The 23,879-nt window shown below is 61.8% G+C and carries 16 protein-coding genes and 1 riboswitch; of the genes, 8 read left to right on the top strand and 8 right to left on the bottom strand.

Annotation, left to right across the window (positions count from 1 at the left end; translation table 11 throughout):
* Positions 1-11: 11 nt before the first annotated feature.
* Complete coding sequence (gene malG, locus J0X03_RS01910; RefSeq protein WP_046687898.1) at positions 12-902, top strand: maltose ABC transporter permease MalG; 891 nt, start codon at positions 12-14, stop codon at positions 900-902.
* Between the two features lie 85 nt (positions 903-987).
* Here malG and psiE read toward each other — a convergent pair whose 3' ends face one another.
* A complete protein-coding gene (psiE, locus tag J0X03_RS01905; RefSeq protein ID WP_015379238.1) occupies positions 988-1,395 on the bottom strand; it encodes a phosphate-starvation-inducible protein PsiE in 408 nt (135 codons plus the stop codon).
* Between the two features lie 225 nt (positions 1,396-1,620).
* On the opposite strand from psiE, the gene J0X03_RS01900 reads away from it, so the two are divergent.
* Positions 1,621-3,057 carry a capsule assembly Wzi family protein gene (locus J0X03_RS01900; RefSeq protein WP_033644394.1) on the top strand — a complete coding sequence of 479 codons (1,437 nt, stop codon included), beginning with the start codon at positions 1,621-1,623 and terminating at the stop codon, positions 3,055-3,057.
* A 61-nt stretch (positions 3,058-3,118) separates the two neighbouring features.
* Here the strand turns inward: J0X03_RS01900 and pgi are convergent, their stop codons facing one another.
* Positions 3,119-4,765, bottom strand: coding sequence for a glucose-6-phosphate isomerase (pgi, locus tag J0X03_RS01895; protein ID WP_160204659.1), 1,647 nt, complete (start codon positions 4,763-4,765; stop codon positions 3,119-3,121).
* 229 nt (positions 4,766-4,994) lie between these two features.
* Between pgi and J0X03_RS01890 the strand changes: the two genes are divergently transcribed.
* The 5 genes from J0X03_RS01890 (at position 4,995) to J0X03_RS01870 (ending at position 16,522) form a co-directional block, all read left to right on the top strand.
* Positions 4,995-6,803 (top strand): cation:proton antiporter, encoded by a 1,809-nt coding sequence (locus J0X03_RS01890; RefSeq protein ID WP_160204660.1) that lies wholly within the window; start codon positions 4,995-4,997, stop codon positions 6,801-6,803.
* Positions 6,804-6,855: 52 nt separating this feature from the next.
* Positions 6,856-7,050: riboswitch (Lysine riboswitch) on the top strand.
* Between the two features lie 108 nt (positions 7,051-7,158).
* Positions 7,159-8,526: a lysine-sensitive aspartokinase 3 gene (gene lysC, locus J0X03_RS01885; protein ID WP_042785471.1), complete on the top strand. Its 1,368-nt coding sequence runs from the start codon at positions 7,159-7,161 to the stop codon at positions 8,524-8,526.
* Between the two features lie 142 nt (positions 8,527-8,668).
* Positions 8,669-9,586, top strand: coding sequence for a ketopantoate/pantoate/pantothenate transporter PanS (gene panS, locus J0X03_RS01880; protein WP_033644388.1), 918 nt, complete (start codon positions 8,669-8,671; stop codon positions 9,584-9,586).
* Between the two features lie 384 nt (positions 9,587-9,970).
* The gene (locus J0X03_RS01875; RefSeq protein WP_033644387.1) at positions 9,971-11,650 is read left to right on the top strand and encodes a ShlB/FhaC/HecB family hemolysin secretion/activation protein; all 1,680 of its coding nucleotides are present in this window, start codon (positions 9,971-9,973) and stop codon (positions 11,648-11,650) included.
* A 45-nt stretch (positions 11,651-11,695) separates the two neighbouring features.
* Complete coding sequence (locus tag J0X03_RS01870; protein ID WP_160204661.1) at positions 11,696-16,522, top strand: hemagglutinin repeat-containing protein; 4,827 nt, start codon at positions 11,696-11,698, stop codon at positions 16,520-16,522.
* A 44-nt stretch (positions 16,523-16,566) separates the two neighbouring features.
* Here J0X03_RS01870 and J0X03_RS01865 read toward each other — a convergent pair whose 3' ends face one another.
* The 6 genes from J0X03_RS01865 to J0X03_RS01840 form a co-directional block, all read right to left on the bottom strand.
* Positions 16,567-18,216, bottom strand: a complete 1,650-nt coding sequence (locus J0X03_RS01865; RefSeq protein WP_033644385.1) for a Na/Pi cotransporter family protein — start codon at positions 18,214-18,216, stop codon at positions 16,567-16,569.
* A gap of 207 nt (positions 18,217-18,423) precedes the next feature.
* Positions 18,424-19,416, bottom strand: coding sequence for an ABC transporter ATP-binding protein (locus J0X03_RS01860; RefSeq protein WP_033644384.1), 993 nt, complete (start codon positions 19,414-19,416; stop codon positions 18,424-18,426).
* Between the two features lie 4 nt (positions 19,417-19,420).
* On the bottom strand, positions 19,421-20,206 hold the full coding sequence (locus tag J0X03_RS01855; RefSeq protein ID WP_033644383.1) for an ABC transporter permease: 786 nt from the start codon (positions 20,204-20,206) through the stop codon (positions 19,421-19,423).
* A gap of 17 nt (positions 20,207-20,223) precedes the next feature.
* Positions 20,224-21,069, bottom strand: coding sequence for an ABC transporter permease (locus tag J0X03_RS01850; RefSeq protein ID WP_033651199.1), 846 nt, complete (start codon positions 21,067-21,069; stop codon positions 20,224-20,226).
* A complete protein-coding gene (locus tag J0X03_RS01845; RefSeq protein WP_160204662.1) occupies positions 21,066-21,875 on the bottom strand; it encodes an alkaline phosphatase family protein in 810 nt (269 codons plus the stop codon). The genes J0X03_RS01850 and J0X03_RS01845 overlap by 4 nt, the downstream gene beginning before the upstream one ends.
* Positions 21,876-21,886: 11 nt before the next feature.
* Positions 21,887-22,948: an ABC transporter substrate-binding protein gene (locus J0X03_RS01840; protein WP_089195242.1), complete on the bottom strand. Its 1,062-nt coding sequence runs from the start codon at positions 22,946-22,948 to the stop codon at positions 21,887-21,889.
* A 193-nt stretch (positions 22,949-23,141) separates the two neighbouring features.
* On the opposite strand from J0X03_RS01840, the gene J0X03_RS01835 reads away from it, so the two are divergent.
* Positions 23,142-23,852, top strand: coding sequence for a UTRA domain-containing protein (locus J0X03_RS01835; protein ID WP_101452755.1), 711 nt, complete (start codon positions 23,142-23,144; stop codon positions 23,850-23,852).
* Positions 23,853-23,879 lie beyond the last annotated feature (27 nt).

The following is a 23,879-nucleotide window of genomic DNA, read 5'->3' as shown; positions in this document are numbered from 1 at the left end:
GGAGAATAACGATGGCCATGGTTCGACCCAAATCCCAGCGCCTGCGCCTGTGGATGACCCACATTTTGATGCTGTGCTTTATCGCCCTGATCATGTTCCCGCTGCTGATGGTGGTGGCCATCTCGCTGCGCGCCGGCAACTTCGCCACCGGCAGCCTGATACCGGAAACCCTCTCCTGGGATCACTGGCGGCTGGCGCTCGGCTTCAGCGTCACCCACGCCGACGGCAGCGTGACGCCGCCGCCGTTTCCGGTGCTGCTGTGGCTGTGGAACTCAGTCAAGATCGCGGCGATCACCGCCATCGGCATCGTGACGCTGTCCACCACCTGCGCCTACGCCTTCGCCCGCATGCGTTTTCGCGGCAAGAGCACGCTGCTGAAAAGCATGCTGATCTTCCAGATGTTTCCAGCGGTGCTGTCGCTGGTGGCGCTGTACGCCTTGTTCGATCGCCTGGGCCAGTACATTCCGTTTATCGGCCTCAACACCCACGGCGGCGTGATCTTCGCCTATATGGGCGGCATCGCGCTGCATGTCTGGACCATCAAGGGCTATTTCGAAACCATCGACAATTCGCTGGAAGAGGCGGCGGCGCTGGACGGCGCCACGCCGTGGCAGGCGTTCCGGCTGGTGCTCCTGCCGCTGTCGGTACCGATTCTGGCGGTGGTGTTCATTCTGTCGTTTATCGCCGCCATCACCGAGGTGCCGGTGGCGTCGCTGCTGCTGCGCGATGTAAACAGCTACACGCTGGCGGTGGGCATGCAGCAATATCTCAACCCGCAGAACTACCTGTGGGGCGATTTCGCCGCCGCCGCGGTGCTGTCGGCGATACCGATTACCGCCGTGTTCCTGCTGGCGCAGCGCTGGTTGGTGGGCGGCCTGACGGCCGGCGGCGTGAAGGGGTAATTTGTGCCACTGCAGTGCGTTTGATGTTTTTCCGCGATAGCGGCAATCCTGTGTCTTTGGCGGCCTTTGGCCGCCATTTTTATCGCTACTCCCGTTTCAGCCGATCGGTGTTGGCCAGATAGAGCGTCACCACCAGCACCAATATCGCCGCCGCGTAGATCAGGGTGTCGATGGGATTTTTGTGATCCACGATAATCAAACGAATAATCGCGGTAATGCCGATATAAATAAAATAGCGCAGCGGGAAATGATAACCCGACTCAAAATACTTGACGATCAAGGCGATAAATTCAAAGTACAGAAAATAAATCACGATGCCTTCAATCAACAGGTAAGAGGACGACTCTTCGCTGTTGATAAATAACACCTTCGCCAGATGGATGGTTTCCTTGACCAGAAACACCACCAGAATTGCCGCCAGCAGCAGAAGGCCCACGTTCAGCACTCGCTGCAGCCCTTTCGCTATCATTATCGAACGCGACGTTTTTGCCATAAAACCTCTCTCTGAATACCGCTTATATGATTCAAGCTTGCCAATATAGGCATTGTCCTAAAAATTACGCCCTTCGCGAAAGCACTTTAAACCCCATTTAATTCATAAAGTTATAATAAGATGTTTCTGACTTATAGATTTGTAGCAAATCGAAATGTCAACTATCATGGGTCACAGAGATCTTTACATAAAACCAATAACCTCGAATTAACAAGGGAATTCTTTATGCGCGCTAAACTTAACGGACTGGTCGCTGCGGGCCTGTTTACCTGTGCATTGTCCGGTCACGCCGCCGGCTTGGTAGCCCCTGACAACGATCTGCGTAACGATCTCGCCTGGTTGTCTGACCGCGGCGTCATCAACGTCAGCCTGTCCACCTGGCCGCTGAGTCAGGAAGAGATCAGTTCCGTTATCGCGCAGGCCAAACCGGTCACCAATACTGAGAAAAACGTCATCGACCGCGTGCAACGCCGCGTTGACGCCCTGAAAGCCAACATCCGCGTCAGCGGTTACGCCTCGACCGATAAACCCGGCACCCCGCAGGGCTTCGGCCAAAACGAGTACGCCGACGATCGCCTGACCATCGGCGCCGGCGCCAACGGCGAGTTCTGGGACGTGCGTCTGCAAGGCTCGGTGGAAGGCGACCAGCGCGTCAGCGATGGCTCCAAATTCAATATGAACGGCTCCTACGGCGCGGTGAAAATCTGGAACCAATGGCTCTCCTTCGGCGAGGTCTCCCAGTGGTGGGGCCCGGGTTACGACGGCAGCCTGATCCGCTCCGATGCCGCGCGCCCGGTCGCCGGCTTCATGCTGCAGCGCGCCGACCAATCGCCGTTTGAAACCCCGTGGCTGTCGTGGATCGGCCGCTGGCAATACCAGTTGTCCGCCGGCCAGCTGTCGCAGTACAGTTCTGTACCGCACACCAAACTGATCGGTGGCCGTTTCACCATGATGCCGACCGACTTCCTGGAATTAGGGGCATCGCGCATCATGATGTGGGGTGGTGAAGGCCGTCCGCAGTCATGGAGCTCGTTCTGGGATGGTTTTACCGGTAAAGATAACGATGATTCAGGTAAAGGCAACGATCCGGGCAACCAGCTGGCCGGTTTCGACTTCAAGCTGAAAATGCAGCCTTTGATCGGCCTGCCGGTCAGCCTGTACGGTCAGTTGGTGGGCGAAGATGAAGCGGGCTATCTGCCGTCGCAAAATACCTATCTGCTCGGTCTGGAAGGCCACCCGGAATGGGGCCCGACCACCATCAACTGGTATATCGAAGGGTCAGACACCCGTTCGGATATGAGCCGTAAAAACTATGTGTACACTCACTACACTTACAAAGGCGGCTACTACCAACAGGGTTACCCGTTGGGCCACGCGATGGGCGGCGACGGCCAGATGCTGTCCGGCCGCGTCGAGCTGGTGCTGGACGACAGCCAGCGTTGGAGCACCCGCGTGGTTTACGCCAAGGTGAACCCACTGAGCCAAAGCATCAACCAGGCGTTCCCGAAATCCGATACGCTGAAGGGCATTCAGCTCGGCTGGGGTTACACCTTCCCGTCTCAAGTTAAGTTCGACACCAGCCTGTGGTACACCGACAACGATCACAGCACCGCCGATGACGTGGGCGCCGGCGTCAGCTTCGAAGTGCCGATCAACCTGTAACTTTTCGCAGACGTAAAAAAACCCGCCGCGGCGGGTTTTTTTATTGGCTCAGATCAGGCAATTAGCGCCATTCCTTGAAGCGGTTGATCAGCGCATTGGTCGAGCTGTCGTGGCTGCTGATTTTCTCGCTGCCCGCCAGTTCCGGCAGGATGCGGTTGGCCAGCTGTTTGCCCAACTCCACGCCCCACTGATCGAAGGTGAAGATGTTCAGGATTGCGCCCTGGGTGAAGATCTTGTGCTCATACAGCGCAATCAGGCTGCCCAGGCTGAACGGGGTGATTTCACGCAGCAGGATCGAGTTGGTCGGACGGTTGCCTTCAAACACTTTGAACGGCGCCACGTGTTTGACCTGCTCAGGGGTTTTACCCTGCGCCGCGAACTCGGCTTCCACCGTCTCCAGCGACTTGCCGAACGCCAGCGCTTCGGTCTGGGCGAAGAAGTTGGACAGCAGTTTGGCGTGGTGATCGCCCAGCGGGTTATGGCTGATGGCCGGCGCGATGAAATCGCACGGCACCAGCTTGGTGCCCTGGTGGATCAGCTGGTAGAACGCATGCTGGCCGTTGGTGCCCGGCTCGCCCCAGATGATCGGGCCGGTCTGGTAATCCACCGGATTGCCGTTGCGATCGACGTACTTGCCGTTGGATTCCATGTTGCCCTGCTGGAAGTAAGCGGCAAAACGGTGCATGTACTGATCGTACGGCAGAATGGCTTCGGTTTCGGCGCCGAAGAAGTTGTTGTACCAAATACCGATCAGCGCCAGCAGCACCGGCAGGTTTTTCTCCGCCGGCGTTTCGGCGAAGTGCTTATCCATGGCGTGCGCGCCGCTCAGCAGCTGCTCGAAGTTGTCGTAACCGATGGACAACGCGATCGACAGACCGATCGCCGACCACAGCGAGTAACGGCCGCCGACCCAGTCCCAGAATTCGAACATGTTGTCGGTATCGATGCCGAACTCGGCCACCGCTTTGCCGTTGGTGGACAACGCAGCGAAGTGCTTGGCCACGTGTTGTTGATCGACGGCGCTGCTCAGGAACCAGTCGCGCGCGCTGTGGGCGTTGGTCATGGTTTCCTGAGTGGTGAAGGTTTTGGACGCCACCAGGAACAGCGTGGTTTCCGGGTTCAGCGGCTGCAGCGTTTCGGCGATGTGGGTGCCGTCAACGTTGGAGACGAAGTGCATGTTCAGGTGGTTTTTATAAGGGCGCAGCGCTTCGGTCACCATGTAAGGGCCGAGATCCGAACCGCCGATGCCGATGTTCACCACGTCGGTGATCGGCTTGCCGGTGTAACCTTTCCACTCGCCGCCGATGACGCGCGCGCAGAACTGTTTGATCTTGGCCAGCACCGCGTTCACTTCCGGCATCACGTCTTTGCCGTCGACCAGGATCGGGCTGTTGCTGCGGTTGCGCAGGGCAATGTGCAGCACCGCGCGATCTTCGGTGCGGTTGATCTTCTCACCGGCGAACATCGATTTGATGGCGCCTTGCAGATCGGTTTCTTTCGCCAACGCCTGCAGCTTCTCCAGGGTTTCCTGCGTGATGCGGTTCTTGGAATAGTCCACCAACATTTGATCGTTGAAGGTCGCGGAGAACTTGGAGAAACGATCGCTGTCCTCGGCGAACAGGTCGGCGATCCGTACGTCTTTAATCTGTGCATAATGTTGCTGCAGGGCTTGCCAAGCAGCGGTTTGACTAGGATTGATATTTTTCATAGCAACACTCTTAGGCTTGAGAATAAAAATGACGCGTTTGTCCGATTGTAGCCTGTTCGACTGTGATTATGATCGCTTTTCTTGCGATAGGCGCTAACTGTCAACGCATTGCCGCCTCGTTTCAGCTTTCACTCTATACTTTTGGCTAACGGCCTGTTATCGGGGTTGCCGAATTGTCATCAGGCTGTGTCATCGTCGCTTATTTCGTCATTTGAAAGGGATCTCGCTTATGGAATTATCCGCCCCACTCATGTTGGTGCTTATCGGCCTGGCGTCGCTGCTGGCGCAGTGGCTGGCCTGGCTGCTGCGCCTGCCGGCCATCTTGCCGCTGCTGCTGTTCGGCATCGTGCTCGGCCCGACGGTGCATCTGGTGCAGCCGGATCTGCTGTTTGGCGATCTGCTGTTTCCGCTGGTGTCGCTGTCGGTGGCGATCATCCTGTTCGAAGGGGCGCTGACGCTGCGTTTCGAGGAAATTCGCGGCCTTGGCGGCGTGGTGCGCAATCTGGTCACCGTCGGCATGCTGGTCACCTTTCTGGTCATCAGCCTCGCCAGCTGGTGGCTGCTGGATTTCCCGCCGGAGCTGGCGGCGTTGATCGGCGCGGTGACGGTGGTGACCGGGCCGACGGTGATCGCCCCGCTGATGCGCGTCGTGCGGCCGAACGCCAATATCAACCAGGTGCTGCGCTGGGAAGGGATCGTCATCGATCCGGTCGGCGCCATCTTCACCCTGCTGGTGTTCGAGTTCATCGTGCTGAAGCAGAATGCGGAATCCTATACCCACCTGTTTTGGACGCTGGGCGTGACCGCCGCCGTCGGCCTGATCGCCGGCGCGCTGTTCGGCTACCTGCTCGGCCTGGCGCTGCGCCGCGTCTGGCTGCCGCGCTACCTGCAGAACCTGGCGGTGCTGGCGATCATGCTGACCGCCTTCGGCGTTTCCAACGCCATCGCCGACGAATCCGGTTTGCTGACCGTCACGGTCATGGGCATCTGGCTGGCCAACATGCGCGACGTGGATACCAGCGATATTCTGGCGTTCAAAGAGGAGCTGTCGGCGATCCTGATCTCGGCGCTGTTCATCATTCTGGCGGCGCGGCTCGACATCCAGGCGCTGTGGAACATGGGCTGGCCGCTGCTGCTGCTGCTGCTGGCGGTGCAGTTCATCGCCCGGCCGCTGTGCATCGCGGTGTCGACCTGGCGCTCTTCCCTGCACTGGCGCGATCGGCTGCTGCTGTGCTGGATCGCCCCGCGCGGCATCGTCGCCGCGGCGGTCAGCTCGCTGTTCGCGCTGACGCTGCAGCGCAGCGGCTATCAGGGCGCCGACCGGCTGGTGACCGTGGTGTTCGCCATCATCATCGGCACCGTGGTGTTGCAAAGCCTGACCAGCGGCATGATGGCGCGCTGGCTGCGGGTGCAGCAGCAGAAACCGCGCGGCGTGCTGATCGTCGGCGCCAACAGCGTGGCGCGCATGCTGGCGCAGGCGCTGATCAAGCTGAACGTGCCGGTGATCGTCACCGACAGCAGCTGGGAATACTACCGTCAGGCGCGCATGGACGGCATTCCGGCCTACTATGGCCACGCCTACTCCGAACACGCCGAGAACTATCTCGATCTGAGCAATATCGCCCAGGTGCTGGCGCTGTCGCCCAATCGTCACCAAAACGCGCTGGCCGTCTATCACTTCGGCCACCTCTTCGGCGAGGATCACGTGTTCGCCATTCGTTCGGGGGCGCCGTTGAAAGGGCGCGGCGGCAGCGCAGAAAGTTCGCGTTTCCGCCGGCACGAAATTTTATTTAATCAGGAAGCCACCTACGGCCGTCTGAGCAGCCTGCTCGCCAGGGGGGCCACCATCAAAGCGACCAAATTGAACGAAAATTTCGGTTGGTTGGAGTATTTGGAAAAACATCAGGGCGTTATCCCGTTATTCAGCCAAAAGGAAGACGGTTCTCTGCAACCGATTGGCGCCGGTTCCACGCCTGCGATGCCCTGTACGCTTATCGCGCTGGTGCAAGATGAAAATCCCTCACCGTCTGTACGTTGACATAATGACGATAACCGGCTATTCCTAACAGCCTACTTGCGCACCCGGTGCGCAAGCCAGAAGAGGCGCGTCGCCCAGGTAGAGTGTCAGAGGAGCCGTTTCTCCGTTGACGGCACCCGAGGGGGAGCGACGCCGAGGTAGGGTAATGGCCGGCCATTATCGTATCGACTACAGGGGCTGAATCCCCTGGGTTGTCACCAGGGGATCGCCCGCAGGGCGATCGACAAGGTGGGGCGCTTCTGGGTGTATCGTAGCCTGACCTCTACGCCTGCCCCCTGTTTACCGCTCTCCCCTTGTGCCAAGGCTATGGAATTACAGTGCCCCCAAACGGGCATCCCTGACACGAGGTTTCTACATGAACCAAGCAGTACCCCAGAATTCCACCGTGGTAGCCAAGTTCGGCGGCACCAGCGTCGCCGACTTTGAAGCCATGAACCGCAGCGCCGACGTCGTGCTGGCCAACCCGCAGGTCCGCCTGGTGGTGTTGTCCGCCTCGGCGGGCGTCACCAACCTGCTGGTCGCCCTGGCCGAAGGTTGCGAGGCCGAGAAGCGCAACTACCAGCTTGATGAAATTCGTCGCATCCAGTACGCCATCCTCGATCGCCTCGCGGCACCTGCGGTGATCCGCGACGAGATAGACCGCCTGCTGGAAAACATCGCCATGCTGTCGGAGGCCGCGTCGCTGGCCACCTCGACGGCGTTGACCGACGAGCTGGTCAGCCATGGGGAGCTGATGTCCACCCTGCTGTTCGTTGAAATCCTGCGCGCCCGCAACGTGCAGGCCGAATGGTTCGACGTGCGTAAAGTGATGCGCACCGACGATCACTTCGGCCGCGCCGTGCCGGACAGCGCCGCGCTCAGCGAACTGGCGCAGGCGCAGTTGCGGCCGCGTCTGCAAGAGGCGCTGGTGGTCACCCAGGGCTTTATCGGCAGCGAACCGAAAGGCCGCACCACCACGCTCGGCCGCGGCGGCAGCGACTATACCGCCGCGCTGCTCGGCGAGGCGCTCGGCGTCGGCCGGGTGGATATCTGGACCGACGTGCCGGGCATCTACACCACCGATCCGCGCGTGGTGCCGGCAGCCAAGCGCATCGATAAAATCGGTTTCGAAGAGGCGGCGGAAATGGCCACCTTCGGCGCCAAAGTGCTGCATCCGGCCACCCTGCTGCCGGCAGTGCGCAGCGATATTCCGGTGTTCGTCGGCTCCAGCAAGGATCCGGCGGCCGGCGGCACGCTGGTGTGCAACACCACCGAAAACCCGCCGCTGTTCCGCGCGCTGGCGCTGCGCCGCAAGCAAACGCTGCTGACGCTGCACAGCCTGAACATGTTGCACGCGCGCGGCTTCCTGGCCGAGGTGTTCAACATTCTGGCGCGCCACAATATCTCCGTCGATCTGATCACCACCTCGGAAGTCAGCATCGCGCTGACCATGGACACCACCGGCGCCACCTCCGTCGGCGGCAGCCTGCTGACCACCTCGCTGTTGACCGAGCTGTCGTCGCTGTGCCGGGTGGAAGTGGAAGAAAACCTGGCGCTGGTGGCGATCATCGGCAACCAGCTGTCGCGGGCCTGCGGCGTGGGCAAAGAGGTGTTCGGCGTGCTCGATCCGTTCAACATCCGCCTGATCTGCTACGGCGCCAGCAGCTATAACCTGTGCTTCCTGGTGCCGGGCGAAGAAGCCGAGCAGGTGGTGCGCACCCTGCACCACAACCTGTTCGAATAAGTCATTATCCCTGATTGCGGGCGCAGCATGCTGCGCCCCTGCGTCTAAAAAATCCGTTCAAAACCGGCAGGGGTTCAGCTTGTTGAACCCGCAAAAAACACAACCACCCCCACCGTTCTCAATCTGGCTAAGGAAAACCTGCATGCTGGCAATACTCACGCGCTTATTCCCCCTCTGGGCGATACTGCTGTCCGTCGCCGCCTATTACACGCCGAGCACCTTTACCGGCATCGGCCCCTACGTCAGCCCGCTGCTGATGCTGATCATGTTCGCCATGGGCGTTACGCTGCGGCTCGACGACTTCAAACGCGTGCTGGCGCGCCCCGGCCCGGTGGCGGCAGGCATCTTCCTGCATTATCTGATCATGCCGCTGGCGGCCTGGATCCTGGCGATGCTGTTCCGCATGCCGCCGGATCTGTCCGCCGGCATGGTGCTGGTGGGCAGCGTGGCCAGCGGCACCGCGTCCAACGTGATGATCTACCTGGCCAAGGGGGACGTGGCGCTGTCGGTGACCATCTCGGCAGTTTCGACGCTGGTGGGGGTGTTCGCCACGCCGCTGTTGACCCGCCTGTACGTCGATGCCGAAATCAGCGTCGATATCATGGGCATGCTGCTCAGCATCCTGCAGATCGTGGTGATCCCGATCGGCCTGGGCCTGATCGTCCACCATACCCTGACCCAAACGGTGAAGCGCATTGAACCGCTGCTGCCGGCGCTGTCGATGGTGTGCATCCTGGCGATCATCAGCGCGGTGGTGGCGGGCAGCCAAAGCCACATCGCCTCGGTCGGCCTGGTGGTGATCGTCGCGGTGATCCTGCACAACGGCATCGGTCTGTTGAGCGGCTACTGGGGCGGCAAGCTGTTCGGCTTCGACGAATCCACCTGCCGCACGCTGGCGATTGAAGTCGGCATGCAGAACTCCGGGCTGGCGGCCACGCTGGGCAAAATCTACTTCTCGCCGCTGGCCGCGCTGCCGGGCGCGCTGTTCTCGGTCTGGCACAACCTCTCCGGTTCGCTGCTGGCGGGTTATTGGTCCGGCCGCCCCATCAAGAAAAAATAAACCACCTGCGGGGACGCAAACAATTGCGTCCCCGTTCTTCTCTGCGAAATTTCGTATTTCCCACTGGTCGGATTGTCATAATTCCCCTCATCCCCTATCATCCGTGAAAAATAAAAATTCAGATTCTTCCTATCCATGCCGATAATGTTGGCAAGAGGAAGAGATGCTCCACTTTTTTAATTAATTAAGTCACCAGGGTTGCCCGCCATAAAAGAAGCAGCCTAATTATTATTTAGATCTATACCCACCGTCTTATTTGCTGCGGCAAATCAAGATATCTCGCAATGTGCATGTCGCTCATTATTTCGGGCCGGCCGTCGGTCGCCCGTGGTTAACCTCATGGATTGGGCTGGCTGCCCCGGCAGCCTCTCATAATGGATTACAATGATAAAAAAAATCACCGCCTTGATGCTGCTGGTCAGCACGGCCCTTTCCGCTGAAACCCTGCCGGATGCCCACATGATGCGGGATATGTCGATGGGGGAATCACGCCGCGCGCTGCAAGACAGCACGCGTGAAGTCAACCAGCTGATTGAACAGCGCCGCTATCAGCAACTGAAGCAACAGCGCCTGCTGGCGGAGCCGGAACCGGCCGCGCCCGCCCTGCCGCAATCCGCGCAGTGCCTGCCGATCGCCGGCGTTTACCTGCAAGGCATTACCCTGCTCTCGCCGGCCGATTTGTCGGCCCTGAGCGCGCTGCCGGAAAACTGCATCAGCAGCAACGATATCAATCGCCTGACCCGCGAATTAACGCGCCTTTATGTGCAAAAAGGCTATATCACCGCGCGCGTGCAAATTGTTCGCCCTAATTCGCAGGGGGAATTGGGGCTGAGCGTGACCGAAGGATTTATCGAGAAAATAGAAGGCGGCGATCGCTGGGTCAACAGCCGATTATTATTTCCTGGGTTGGAAGGCAAGCCGCTGAAATTAACCGAACTCGATCAAGGATTGGATCAGGCCAATCGTTTGCAATCGAATACCACCAAGCTGGATATATTACCCGGCCGCCAGGTTGGCGGTTCGGTCATTCGTTTGCGCAATCAGCACGCCAAGCCCTGGCTGATTACCGCCGGCACGGATAATTACGGCCAGAAAAGCACCGGCCAGTGGCTGGCGCGCGCCACCGCCACGCTGGACAGCCCGTTCGGCCTGTCGGACTTCGTCAGCCTGAACGCCAACAGCACCTTGGAAAACCCGGCTCACCGCTACAATCGCGCCTACACCCTGCTCTATTCGCTGCCGTACGGCGCGTTCACCTTCAGCGGGTTCGCCAGCTTCTCGTCCTATGAGAACCACCAGCAGCTGCCGCACAACGTGGTCAAACTGCACGGTCAGACTCAACAGTACGGGCTGCGCAGCGACTACGTGTTTTATCGCGACCACGATCAGATAGACAGCCTGAGCGGCCAGTTGACCTACAAGCGCATAGACAACTACTTCGAAAGCGTGCGTCTTGAGGTCAGCAGCCCAACGCTGACCCTGGCCGAGCTGAGCGCCAGCCACCTGCAAATTCTGCCCCATGGGGTATTCAGCGCCAACCTCAGCGTCGAGCAGGGCCTGCCCTGGCTGGGCGCCGATCGCCACCCGAGTTCGGTACACCTCGACAGTCAATTCACCAAGGGCAAGCTGTTCGCCAACCTGAGCCAGCGCCTCAAGCTGGGTGACGCCACCTATCAGCTCAACAACCTGTTCTACGGCCAATACAGCCGCGACCCGCTGCCCGGCGTGGAGTGGCTTAGCCTCACCGATCGCAGCGCCGTGCGCGGCTTCAGCCGCAGCACCCAGTCCGGCGACAACGGCTGGTATCTGCAGAACACGCTGTCGCGCAGCTTCAATTTAGGTGCCGCCACGCTGACGCCGCGCCTTGGCGCCGACGTCGGCCGCATTCTGCCGCGTCAGGACAACTCGGGCTGGCGCAGCAGCGCCGGGGTGAGCAGCGGCGCCACGTTACGCTACCGGCAGGCGCTGGTCGATCTGGAGGTCAGCCGCGGCTGGATTTTGTCGAACCACGCCACGCCTGAAGATCCCGTTCAGGTGCTGGCGCGCTTTTCTTACACCTTTTAATCAGCAGTTTTGCAGGACCCCACGGCAATATACGGAGATACATGGATGAAAAATAATAACTTCAGACTTTCGGCGGCAGGCAAACTGGCCGCCGCGCTGGCGATAATTCTCGCCGCTTCCGCCGGCGCCTACGCCGGTGAGATCGTCGCGGCCAACGGCGCCAACGGCCCCGGCGTTTCCACCGCCGCGACCGGTGCCCAGGTGGTCGACATCGTCGCGCCGAACGGTAACGGGCTGTCGCACAACCAGTATCAGGACTTCAACGTCAACCAGCCCGGCGCGGTGCTGAACAACTCCCGCGAGGCGGGACTGTCGCAGCTGGCGGGCCAGCTGGGCGCCAACCCCAATCTGGGCGGACGTGAAGCCAACGTGATCCTCAACGAAGTGATCGGCCGTAACCCTTCTCTGCTGCACGGCCAGCAAGAGATCTTCGGCATGGCGGCCGACTACGTGCTCGCCAACCCGAACGGCATCAGCTGCCAGGGCTGCGGGTTCATCAACACCAGCCGCTCCTCGCTGGTGGTCGGCAACCCGCTGGTGGAGAACGGCCTGCTGCAGGGCTACAGCACCCTGGGCAACCGCAATACCCTGAGCCTCAGCGGCACACTGAACGCCGGCGGCGTGCTGGATCTGATCGCACCGAAGATCGACAGCCGTGGTGACGTGATCGTACAAGACTTCACCCATCGCAACGGCAGCGTGACGCCGGCGGCGATCAACGCCATCAGCGGCCTTAACCGCGTGGCGCGCGACGGCAAGGTGCTGGCCAGCGAACAACCGACGACCGCGCTGGACAGCTACTACCTCGGCAGCATGCAGGCCGGGCGCATCAACATCATCAACACCGCGCAGGGCAGCGGCGTGAAGCTGGCCGGCACGCTGGCCGCCGGCGACGAGCTCAAGGTGAAGGCCTACGATATTCGCAGCGAAAGCCGCGTTGAGGATGCCAGCAGCAACCGCAACGGCGGCGACAACTACCAGAACTACCGAGGCGGCATCTATGTCAACGATCGCAGCAGCAGCCAGAAGCTGACCCGCACCGAGCTGAAAGGCAAAAACATCAGTCTGGTGGCGGATAACCACGCACACCTTACCGCCACCGATATTCGCGGCGAAGACATCACCCTCCAGGGCGGCAAGCTGACGCTCGACGGTCAGCAGTTGAAGCAGACTCAGGGTCACACCGACGACCGCTGGTTCTATTCCTGGCAATACGACGTCACCCGCGAGCATGAGCAACAACAACAGGCGGGCAGCACCGTCGCCGCCAGCGGCAACGCCAAACTCATCAGCACCCAGGAAGATGTGAAACTGTTGGGCGCCAACGTCAGCGCCGACCGGGCGTTGAGCATCAAAGCGGCACGCGACGTGCACCTCGCCGGGCTGGTGGAGAAGGATAAGTCCACCGAACGCGGCTACCAGCGCAATCACACTTCCAGCCTGCGCACCGGCAGTTGGAGCAGCAGCGACGAAAGCGAAAGCCTGAAGGCCAGCGAACTGCGCAGCCAGGGCGAACTGACGTTGAAAGCCGGCCGCAATGTCGCAACCCAGGGCGCCAGGGTCCACGCCCAGCGCGATCTGACGATCGACGCAGACAACCAGATCCAGATCGGGGTGCAGAAAACCGCCAACGCCAAAGCGGTGCGCGATGACAAAACCTCCTGGGGCGGCATCGGCGGCGGCGACAACAAGAACAACAGCAACCGCCGCGAAGTCAGCCACGCTTCCGAACTGACCAGCGGCGGCACCCTGCGCCTGAACGGCCAGCAGGGCGTCACCATCACCGGCAGCAAGGCGCGCGGCCAGAAAGGTGGCGAAGTCACCGCCACCCACGGCGGCCTGCGCATCGACAACGCGCTGAGCACCACCGTGGACAAAATCGACGCGCGCACCGGCACCGTGTTCAACATCACCAGCAGCTCGCACAAGGCAGACAACAGCTACCAGAGCAGTACCGCCAGCGAACTGAAGTCCGACACCAACCTGAAGCTGGTCAGCCGTAAGGATACCGACGTGATCGGCAGCCAGGTCGCCAGCGGCGGCGAACTGAACGTCACCTCACAGACCGGCAACATCAACGTCAAGGCCGCCGAGCAGCAGCAGAACATCGACGAGCAGAAGACCGCGCTTACCGTCAACGGCTACGCCAAAGAAGCCGGCGACAAGCAATACCGCGCCGGTGTACGCATCGAACACACCCGCGACAGCGAGAAAACTACCCGCACCGAGAACCGTGGCGCCACCCTCAGCGGCGGCAGCGTGAAGCTCGAAGCGGATAAGGACGTGACCTTCAGCGGCTCCAAATTGGTCGCCGACAAAGGCGACGCCAGCGTCAGCGGCAATAAGGTTTCGTTCCTGGCGGCCGACGACAAAACCACCTCGAACACCGAGCAGACCAAGGTCGGTGGCGGTTTCTACTACACCGGTGGCATCGACAAGCTCGGCAGCGGCGTAGAGGCCGGTTACGAGAACAGCAAAACGCAGGCGCAGAGCAGCAAGGCCGTCACCTCCGGCAGCGACGTCAAAGGCAACCTGACTGTCAACGCCCGTGACAAGCTGACCCAGCAAGGCGCACAGCACAGCGTCGGCGGCGCCTATCAAGAAAACGCCGCGGACGTCGATCACCTGGCCGCTGCCGACACCACCAGCAGCACCACCACCAAAACCGACGTCGGCGTGAACATCGGCGCCAACGTCGATTACAGCGCCGTGACCCGTCCGGTCGAACGCGCGGTCGGCAAGGCGGCCAAGCTGGACGCCACCGGCGTCATCAACGACATCGGCGGCATCGGCGCGCCTAACGTCGGCCTGGATATCGGCGCACAGGGCGGCAGCAGCGAAAAACGCAGCAGCAGCTCGCAGGCGGTGGTCAGCTCGGTGAAAGCCGGCAGCATCGGCATCAACGCCAAAGGCGAAGTGCGCGATCAGGGCACGCAATATCAGGCGAGCAAAGGCGCGGTCACGCTGACGGCGGACAGCCACCGCAGCGAAGCTGCGACAAATCGTCAGGAAGAGCAGAGCCGCGATACCCGCGGCAGCGCCGGCGTGCGCGTCTACACCTCCACCGGCAGCGATCTGACCGTGGACGCCAAGGGCGAAGGCGGCACCCAGCGCAGCAACAGCAGCGCCAGCCAGGCGGTGACCGGCTCGATCGACGCGGCCAACGGCATCAACGTCAACGTGAAAAAAGACGCGGTCTATCAGGGCACCGCGCTGAACGGCGGCAGCGGTAAAACCGCCGTCAACGCCGGCGGCGATATCCGCCTTGATCAGGCCAGCGACAAGCAGAGCGAAAGCCACAGCGGCTTTAACGTCAAAGCCTCCGCCAAGGGCGGTTTCACCGCCGACAGTAAAAACTTCGGCGCCGGGTTCGGCGGCGGCACCCACAACGGCGAAAGCAGCAGCAGCACCGCGCAGGTCGGCAACGTCAGTGGCCAACAGGGCGTTGAGCTGAAGGCGGGCCGCGATCTGACGCTGCAGGGCACCAACGTCAAGAGCCAGGGCGACGTCAGCCTGAGCGCGGGTAACAAGGTCGCACTGCAGGCGGCGGAATCGACCCAAACGCGTAAGGAAAGCAAGCTGTCCGGCAATATCGATCTGGGCGCCGGCAGCAGCGACAGCAAGGAAAAAACCGGCGGCAACCTCTCCGCCGGTGGCGCCTTCGACATCGCCAAGGTGAATGAGTCCACGACCGAGCGTCAGGGCGCCACTATCGCCTCAGACGGCAAGGTCACCCTGTCCGCCAACGGCAAAGGCGATGACGCGCTGCATCTGCAGGGCGCCAAAGTCAGCGGCGGCAGCGCCGCGCTCGAGGCGAAAAACGGCGGCATCCTGCTGGAGTCCGCCAAAAACGAGCAGCATAAGGACAACTGGAGCCTGGGCATCAAAGCCAACGCCAAAGGCGGCCAAACCTTCAACAAGGACGCCGGCGGCAAGGTCGACCCGAACACTGGCAAAGATACCCACACGCTGGGCGCCGGTCTGAAGGTCGGCGTGGAACAGCAGGATAAAACCATCCACGCCAACACCGGCATCACCGCGGGCGACGTGGCGATCAACAGCGGCAAAGACACCCGTCTCGCCGGGGCGCGCGTCGATGCCGACAGCGTACAAGGCAAGGTGGGCGGCAATCTGCACGTTGAAAGCCGCAAAGACGTTGAGAACGGTGTGAAGGTCGATGTGGATGCCGGCCTGAGCCACAGCAACGATCCGGGCAGCAGCATCACCTCCAAGCTGTCGAAGGTCGGCACACCGCGTTACGCCGGTAAGGTGAAAGAGAAACTGGAGGCCGGAGTGAACAAAGTGGCCGACGCCACCACCGACAAGTACAACAGCGTGGCGCGTCGCCTCGATCCGCAGCAGGACACCACCGGCGCGGTCAGCTTCAGCAAGGCCGACGGCAAAGTCACGCTGCCGGCAACGCCGGCCGGTGAAAAACCGCAAGGCCCGCTGTGGGATCGCGGCGCACGCACCGTCGGCGGCGCGGTGAAAGACAGCATCACCGGGCCGGCCGGTCGCCAGGGGCACCTCAAGGTCAATGCCGACGTGGTGAACAACAACGCGGTTGGCGAGCAGTCGGCGATTACCGGCAAGAACGGCGTGGCGCTGCAGGTCGGCGGCCAAACCCAACTGACCGGCGGCGAGATCCGCAGCCAGCAGGGCAAGGTGGAACTGGGCGGCGGCAAGGTCAGCCAGCAGGACGTCAGCGGCCAGCGCTATCAGGGCGGCGGCCGCGTCGATGCGGCCGCCACGATCGGCGGGCTGCTAGGCGGCGCGGCGAAGCAAAGCGTCGACGGCAACGTGCCGTTCGCCAGCGGCCATGCTTCAACTCAGCAAGCGGACGCCAAAGCCGGGGTGTTCAGCGGCAAATAACGTGCCCCAACGCAACGCCCCCGGTTAAAACCGGGGGCGTTTTTTTACAGCGTGCTCGGGGTGTCTTCCCAGTCGCGATCGTCGTCCTTAGCATCCTGATCCAACACGTTGTAAGCCACGGCGCAGAACAGCGAGTTCAGGCGCTTCATGTCCCCCAACAATCCCAAATGCAACGAACTGGTCTCGATGCTCTGCACGTTTTGCTGGTGCAAACGATCGACGTGCGCGTGCGCGTAGCGGCGATCCAGAATGCGGAAACGGTGCTTGGAACGGCGCAGGCGCTTGGCGCTGGTGACGTCGCCGGACAGGAACACCGACAGCCCCAGGCGCAGATTGCCGATCAGCCGTTCGTGCAGCCCGTCCAGCTCCGCCAACCCTTCCGCCGAGAAGGCGCGGCGCGCGGCGTGCGACTTGGCGCCCACGTCGCCGGCCATGCGCTCGATGATGTCGCCCGCCTGTTCCAGGTTGAGCGCCATTTCGATGATCTCCGCCCAGCGGCGCGAGTCTTCCTCGCCCAGATCTTCCTTCTGGATCTGCGCCAGATACAGCTTGATGGCGGTGTACAGCACGTCGACGTCATCGTCGAGGCGCCGCACCTCTTTATCGACCCCCTGCTTACCGTGCAGCACCTCACGTTGCAGGATCATCATGTGTTCCACCACGTCGCCCATGCGCAGCGTTTCGCGCGCCGCGTTGGCCAACGCCAGCGTCGGCGTGTCCAGCGCGCTGGCGTCCAGATGGCGCGGCCGCATGCGCGGATCGTCGGCCGCTTCGTCGACGATCAGCCGTTCGCACAGCGTCGCCATCGGCCCGGCCAGCGGGATCATCACCAGGCAGCGGATCAGGTTGTAGAACACGTGGAAATAGATCACCAGCTCTTCGCTGCCGCCCGGCAGTTGAGCCATCAAATCCGCCAGATAGGAGACGAACGGCAGCACCAGTATGCAGCCCACCAGCTTGAACAGCAGGCTGCCGAGCGCCACGCGCCGCCCCGCGGCGTTCTGGCCGCTGGCGTTGATCATCGCCAGCAGGCCGCTGCCGAGGTTGGCGCCGATCACCAGACAGAGCGCCACCTTCAGCGAAATCACGCCGGATGCGGTCAGAGTGGCGGTCAGCAGTACCGCCGCCAGGCTGGAATAGCTGACGATAGCGAACAGCGCGCCGGTCAGGGCATCCAGCATCACGTCGCCGGTCAGCGACGAGAACAGCACTTTCACCCCGGCCGCCTGGGTGATCGGCGTGGCGGCGGCGACGATCAGCTCCAGCGCCAGCACGATCAGCCCAAGGCCGATCAGGACGCGTCCGATCTGGCCGATCCGCATTTGCTTGCGGCTGAGGAACAGGAAGACGCCGACCAGGATCAGCAGCGGCGACAGCCAGGAAAGATCGAAGGTCAGCACGCGCGCCATCAGCGCGGTGCCGACGTCGGCGCCCAGCATGATCACCAGCGCAGGCGCCAGCCCCACCAGCCCCTGCGCGACGAAAGAGGTCACCAGCAGCGCGGTGGCGTTGCTGCTTTGCACCAGCGCGGTCACGCCGATGCCGGAAACGAACGCTAGCGGTTTTTTCTCAACGCTGTCGCTCAACACGCGCCGCAGATTGGCACCGTAAACCCGCATGATCCCGGTGCGCACGATGTGGGTGCCCCACACCAACAGCGCCACGGACGAAAGCAGGTGAAGAAGGGTCAGCACGGAAGATACGCTCCATTAACGCCCGGCCAAAGGAGGCTGATACCCGATGCTTGTCACGCGACGCAGAGAGGCGAGCCAAAGGATGACGGATACAGCGCGCGGTCCCGCCTGCCGGGCGTGGGTCTGGCAGGACAGCGGGCGGGCGGCAGACCGCAGAAGAGAAGGGTTAATGCGGCGGCGAGAAGGCCCCGGCGCCGCGCTGCGAAGTCATGCAACTTCCCGCAATACAACAGGTTCCAAGTGTAGCCCAATTTCCGCGCCGTCGGGCCGCAGGTCGGCCACCGAACGGTTGAGCACGTCAACCAGCAATTCTACCTCGCAAACCTGAATCCGATACCGTACCACATTCCCGAGCAAACTGTGACCCAGGATCACCCCGCCGATCCCCTGTCCGGCCGGCAACAGGCCGATCGATTCGGGGCGGATCGCCACCTTGCCGACATAGCTGCGCCCGGTCAAGCGGCCGGCCTGTTCGGCGCTCAGCAGGTTGTAGTTGCCGATAAACCCGGCGGCGAAGGCATCCGCCGGCTGGGTATACAGGGTTTCCGCATCGCCGCTCTGCACGATCTGCCCCTTGTTCATCAGCACGATGCGATCCGACAGGGTCAGCGCCTCTTCCTGATCGTGGGTGACGAAGATCGCCGTCAGGTTCAGCTCGCGCTGAATGCGCCGGATCTGCTCGCGCAGGTGTTTGCGAATACGCGCATCCAGCGCCGACAGCGGTTCGTCGAGCAGCAGCAGACGCGGGCGAGTGACCAGCGATCGCGCCAACGCCACGCGCTGACACTGGCCGCCCGACAGCTGATGCGGATAGCGCTTCGCCAGATCGGTCAGCTCCACCAGCGCCAGCGCCTCCTGCACCCGCTGGCCGATCTGTCCGGCCGCCAGCTTCTGCATTTTCAGGCCGAAGGCCACGTTGCCTTCCACCGTCATATTGGGAAACAGCGCATAACTTTGAAACACCATGCCGATGCCGCGCTTTTGCGGCGCCAGCGGCACCAGATCCTGGCCCTGCAGCAAAATTTGCCCGCTGTCGACCGGGGTCAGGCCGGCCAGACAGCGCAGCAGCGTCGATTTGCCGCAGCCGCTAGGCCCCAGCAGGGTGACGAACTCCCCCTCTTCGGCGGTGAAATCGATATCCTGAAACACCTGGGTCTGGCCATAGTGTTTGTTCAGGCGGGTGACGTTGAGATAAGCCATCGGGTTAGCCCTTGTTTTTATTCAGCAGGTTCGCCAGCCAGGTGACGAGCAGCACCACGGCGAAATAGGAGATGACCAGTGCGCTGGTAAAGTGCCCGCTGCCGTTGCGCATATTGAACAGATAGACCTGCAGCGTTTCATACTGGCTGCCTACCAGCAGGTTGGCGAACACGAACTCGCCGATCAGGAACGAAAACGACAGCAGCACGGCGATCGTTCCGCCCTTGCGCAGGTTCGGCAGCACCACCCACAGCGCCGCCTGCCAGGTGCTGGCGCCGAGCAGGTGCGCGGCGTCCATCAGATCGCGCAGGTTGATCGCCTGCATGTTGTTGCTGATGGCGCGGTAGATAAACGGCAGCGCGATGGTGAAATAGCAGCCCACCAAAATCCAGGGGGTGCCGAGCAGCGGCAGCGGATCGGCGGCGAACAGCTGCATCAGCCCCACCGCCGACACCACCGGCGGCACGGCGAACGGCAGCAGGATCAGCACGTTCATCACCGCGTCCAGCTTGGGGAAGTAGTAAGCGATCACAAACATCGCCGGCAGGATCACCACCACTGACAGCAGCAACGTGCCAAAGCAGATCAGCAGCGAGTGCCACAGCGCTAGCAAAAAGCGCGAATCGCTCCACAGCGCCGTCAGCCACTTCAGGGTAAAACCGTCCGGCAAAATGGTGGCGCCCCACTGGGTGGCCAGCGCGTAAACCAGCGTCGCAGCCAGCGGCAGCAGCAGAATCAACAGCAGCAGGCCGGTCACCGTGCGGTGGTACAGGCGTTCAACACGCGACATGAGCATTCTCCATCCGATTATGAGCGCGCATTGAGGTAGCTCCTGCGCAGCATCCATTGGTGGATCACCGTGATAAACGCCATCATCGCCACCAGCAGCATCGCCAGCGCGCTGGCCAGGTTCGGATCGAGGGAGATGTCCCCCGCCACCAGCGCTGAGATGCGGATCGGGATCACGTTGAAGTTGCCGGTGGTCAGCGCGTACACCGTGGCGTAGGCGCCCAGCGCGTTGGCCAGCAGGATGACGAAGGTGCCCATCAGCGCCGGCGCCAACACCGGCAGGCCGATATGCCGCCAGTAGCGCCAGGGGCCGGCGCCGAGCAGCGCCGCCGACTCGCGCCAATCGGCGCGCAGCGCATCGAACGCCGGATACAGCAACAGCACGCCCAACGGAATCTGGAAGTAGGTATACAGCACGATCAGGCCGCTCTTGGAATAGAGGTTGAAGCTCTCCATCAAACCGTATTTGCGCAGCAGCAGCGTCAGGCAGCCGTTCAACCCCAACAGAATGACGAAGGCGAACGCCAGCGGCACCCCGGCGAAGTTGCTGGTCATGTTGGTGAACGACATCACGAAGTCATGAAAGCGGGTCTGGCCGAGCTGGCGAAGTGAGTAACTGCCCACTAATGCAATCAGCAAGCCGTAGACGCTCGACCACAGCGAGATCTCCAGCGAGAACTGAAAGGCCTGCAGGTAGAACGGCGACGTGAGGATATCGACATAGTTGCCCCATCCCCAGCCGCTGCTCTCGCTGAAAAAGCTGTGAACCGCGATCCACACCAGCGGGGCGATCTGAAACGCGCCGAACAGCACGATAAACGGCAGCAGGCACAGCGCGGCGATCCATTTGGTTTTGCTGTTCATCGCGCATCCTGCGCCAGCAGCGCCCGGCTGCGCGGCTTGTCGTGCGGCGCCTGCAACAGATCGCAGATCGTGCCGCACAGCTCGGTTTGCTGCGGATCGGCGTCGTCCAGGCTGAAGCCCGCGCCGAACACGAACAGCGGCACCTGGCGCTCTTCCGGCAACACCCCGCCGTGGCTGCGATCGTCGTTCATGCCGTGGTCGGCGGTAACCAGCACCTGATAACCGGCCGCCAGCCACTCGGGCAGGTAGCGCGACAGCGAGCCGTCGGCGCGGCGCGCCGCGTTGCGGTACTGCGGCGAAGAGAGGCCGAAGCGGTGCCCGGCGTCGTCGATGTTCATCGGGTGGATCAGCAGGAAGTCCGGCTGATGACGCTGGCGCAGGCTTTCGGCGTCGTCGAACAGATGGCTGTCGGGATAGCCGTCGTCATAATAGAAATGGCCGTGCTGAATCGGCAGTTCGGGAGCGTCGGTGTGGCGGTCGCGCGCGGCGTCGAACGGCGTACGGTTATACAATTCGCTGAACCAATGATACGCGGCGGCGGCGGTGGTCAGCCCGGCGGCGCGCGCGTAATGAAACACGCTTTGTTGATGAGAAAGGCGCGAGACGTGGTTGTGCACCACGCCGCTCTCCACCGGCGTGACGCCGGTGAGGATGCATTCATACAGCGGCCGGGAGAGCGAGGGCAACTCGCTCTCCAGCAGGTACAACCGCCCGCGTCCCGCCGCGCATTCGGCCTGCAGATACCCCATGGCGTCGTGCGCCACCCGGTAGTTGAGGCCGTCCAGCAGCACGAGGATCGTTTTCATGGTGCGTTAACTCACTGCTGCATAAACATAATGACGTTTTCCTGCCACAGACGCGGCAGCGCTTTGGCGCTCTGTTCCCAGGTCGCCGGATCGGCGATCGGGTGCGCATTCTTGTACTGCTCGGCCGGCAGCAGCTTGGCCTTGACGTCGTCCGGCAGCGTCAGATGTTCGGCGCGGATCGGGCGGGCATAGCCGCGCGCCAGGTTGATCTGGCCGGCGTCGGAGAAGATGTATTCGCGCGCCAGCTTGGCGGCGTTCGGGTGCTTGGCGTATTTATTGATGATGGTGGTGTAGCCGGAGGTGATCGAGCCGTCCGACGGGATCAGCACTTCAAAACGGGTTTTGTCGATCTGATCGCGGTAGTTCAGGCCGTTGAAGTCCCACACCACGCCAACCTGCACTTCCCCTTTCTCCAGTGATGCGATCACCGGGTTACTCAGGCTCAGGCGGCCGGCCTTGGCCAGCTTGCCGAAGAATTCCAGGCCCGGCTTGAGGTTTTTCTCGTTGCCGCCCATGGCGTAGGTGGCCGCCAGCACGCCGCTGGCCGCCTGCGACGCGGTGCCGACGTCGCCGATGGTGACCTGATAGCTGCCCTTGAGCAGATCGGCCCAGCTGTGCGGGATGTCTTTCACCTGCTGCTTGTTGATGATGAAGGCGATGGTGCCGGTGTAAGCCAGCGCCCAGTGGCCGTCTTTGTCTTTCGCCCAGTCCGGCACCTGATCCCAGGTAGAGGGTTTGTAGGGCTGCGTTACGCCCTTCTGCACCGCCACCGGGCCGAAGGCCGCGCCGACGTCACCGATGTCCGCCGTAGCGTTGTTCTTTTCCGCATCGAATTTGGCGATCTCCTGTGCGGAGCTCATGTCGGTATCGACATGCTTCAGGCCGTATTTGCTCAACAGATCTTGCCAGGTGCCTTTCCAGTTGGCCCAGCTGTCCGGCATGCCGACGCTGTTGACTTCGCCTTCTTTTTTAGCGGCCTGCTCCAGCGCCGCCAGATCGGTATCTGCGGCCCAGCTCATCTGGCTGGATAACACGATGGCACTGGTTAACACAGAAGCGCACAAACGTTTCATAACTGATGCTCCAGGTGGTAGTGTGGGGATGGCTGGACTAGTCCAGCAAGGACCAAACCAATCTAACGGACGAATGTGATAATTATATGTCAGCTTAAAAAAGCGACAGTTTTATCACCCATTGCAACGGCGAAAACGCGACGCTGGTCTACCTTAAGGAAGGCCAAACGCACTGAAACGGGACACCCGCTGTATGAGTGAAGTACCGACGACCGTCGCCACCATCTGCCAAACGCTGAACGCCCGCATCACCGCGGGCGAGTTTGCCGTAGGCGGCAAGCTGCCCTCCGAACGCGCCCTGAGCGAACAGTTCGCCACCACCCGCATTACCTTGCAGGAGGCGCTAGGCCAGCTGGAGGCGCAGGGCGTCATCTACCGTCAGGTGCGGCGCGGCTGGTTCATCTCGCCTCCACGTCTTATCTACAACCCGCTGCAGCGCAGCCATTTTCACGCCATGGCGCAGCAACAGGGACGCGCCGCCCATACCGAAGCGATCGACAGCGCGGTCGTCACGCTTGACGCGCCGCTGGCCGGCCGCCTGGCGCTGCTCCCCGGCGCCGAGGCCTATCGCATTCGCCGGCTGCGCTACATCGACGGACGCGCGGTGCTGTACTGCGAGCACTACCTCAATCCGGCCTATTTCCCCGGCATTCTGGACGAAGATCTGACCCAGTCGCTGACCGCGCTGTACGCCGCGCGCTACGGCATTCACTACGGCCGGGTGCGTTTCGACATGCTGCCCACCCTGCTGCCGCAGCAGGCCGCCGCCATGCTGAAGGTGACCTACGGCAGCCCGGCGCTGTTCATTACGCGGGTGAATCGCGATCAGCACGACAGGGTGATCGATTGTGACCTGGAGTATTGGCGGTACGACGCGCTGCACATCGATGTGGAAGCGCTGTAAATGACAAGGGCGCATCGCTGCGCCCTT

Source organism: Serratia ureilytica, assembly GCF_017309605.1.
Lineage (GTDB): Bacteria > Pseudomonadota > Gammaproteobacteria > Enterobacterales > Enterobacteriaceae > Serratia > Serratia ureilytica.
The sequence above is the reverse complement of the archived record's forward strand: the minus strand, read 5'-3'. Positions and strand labels throughout refer to the sequence as shown.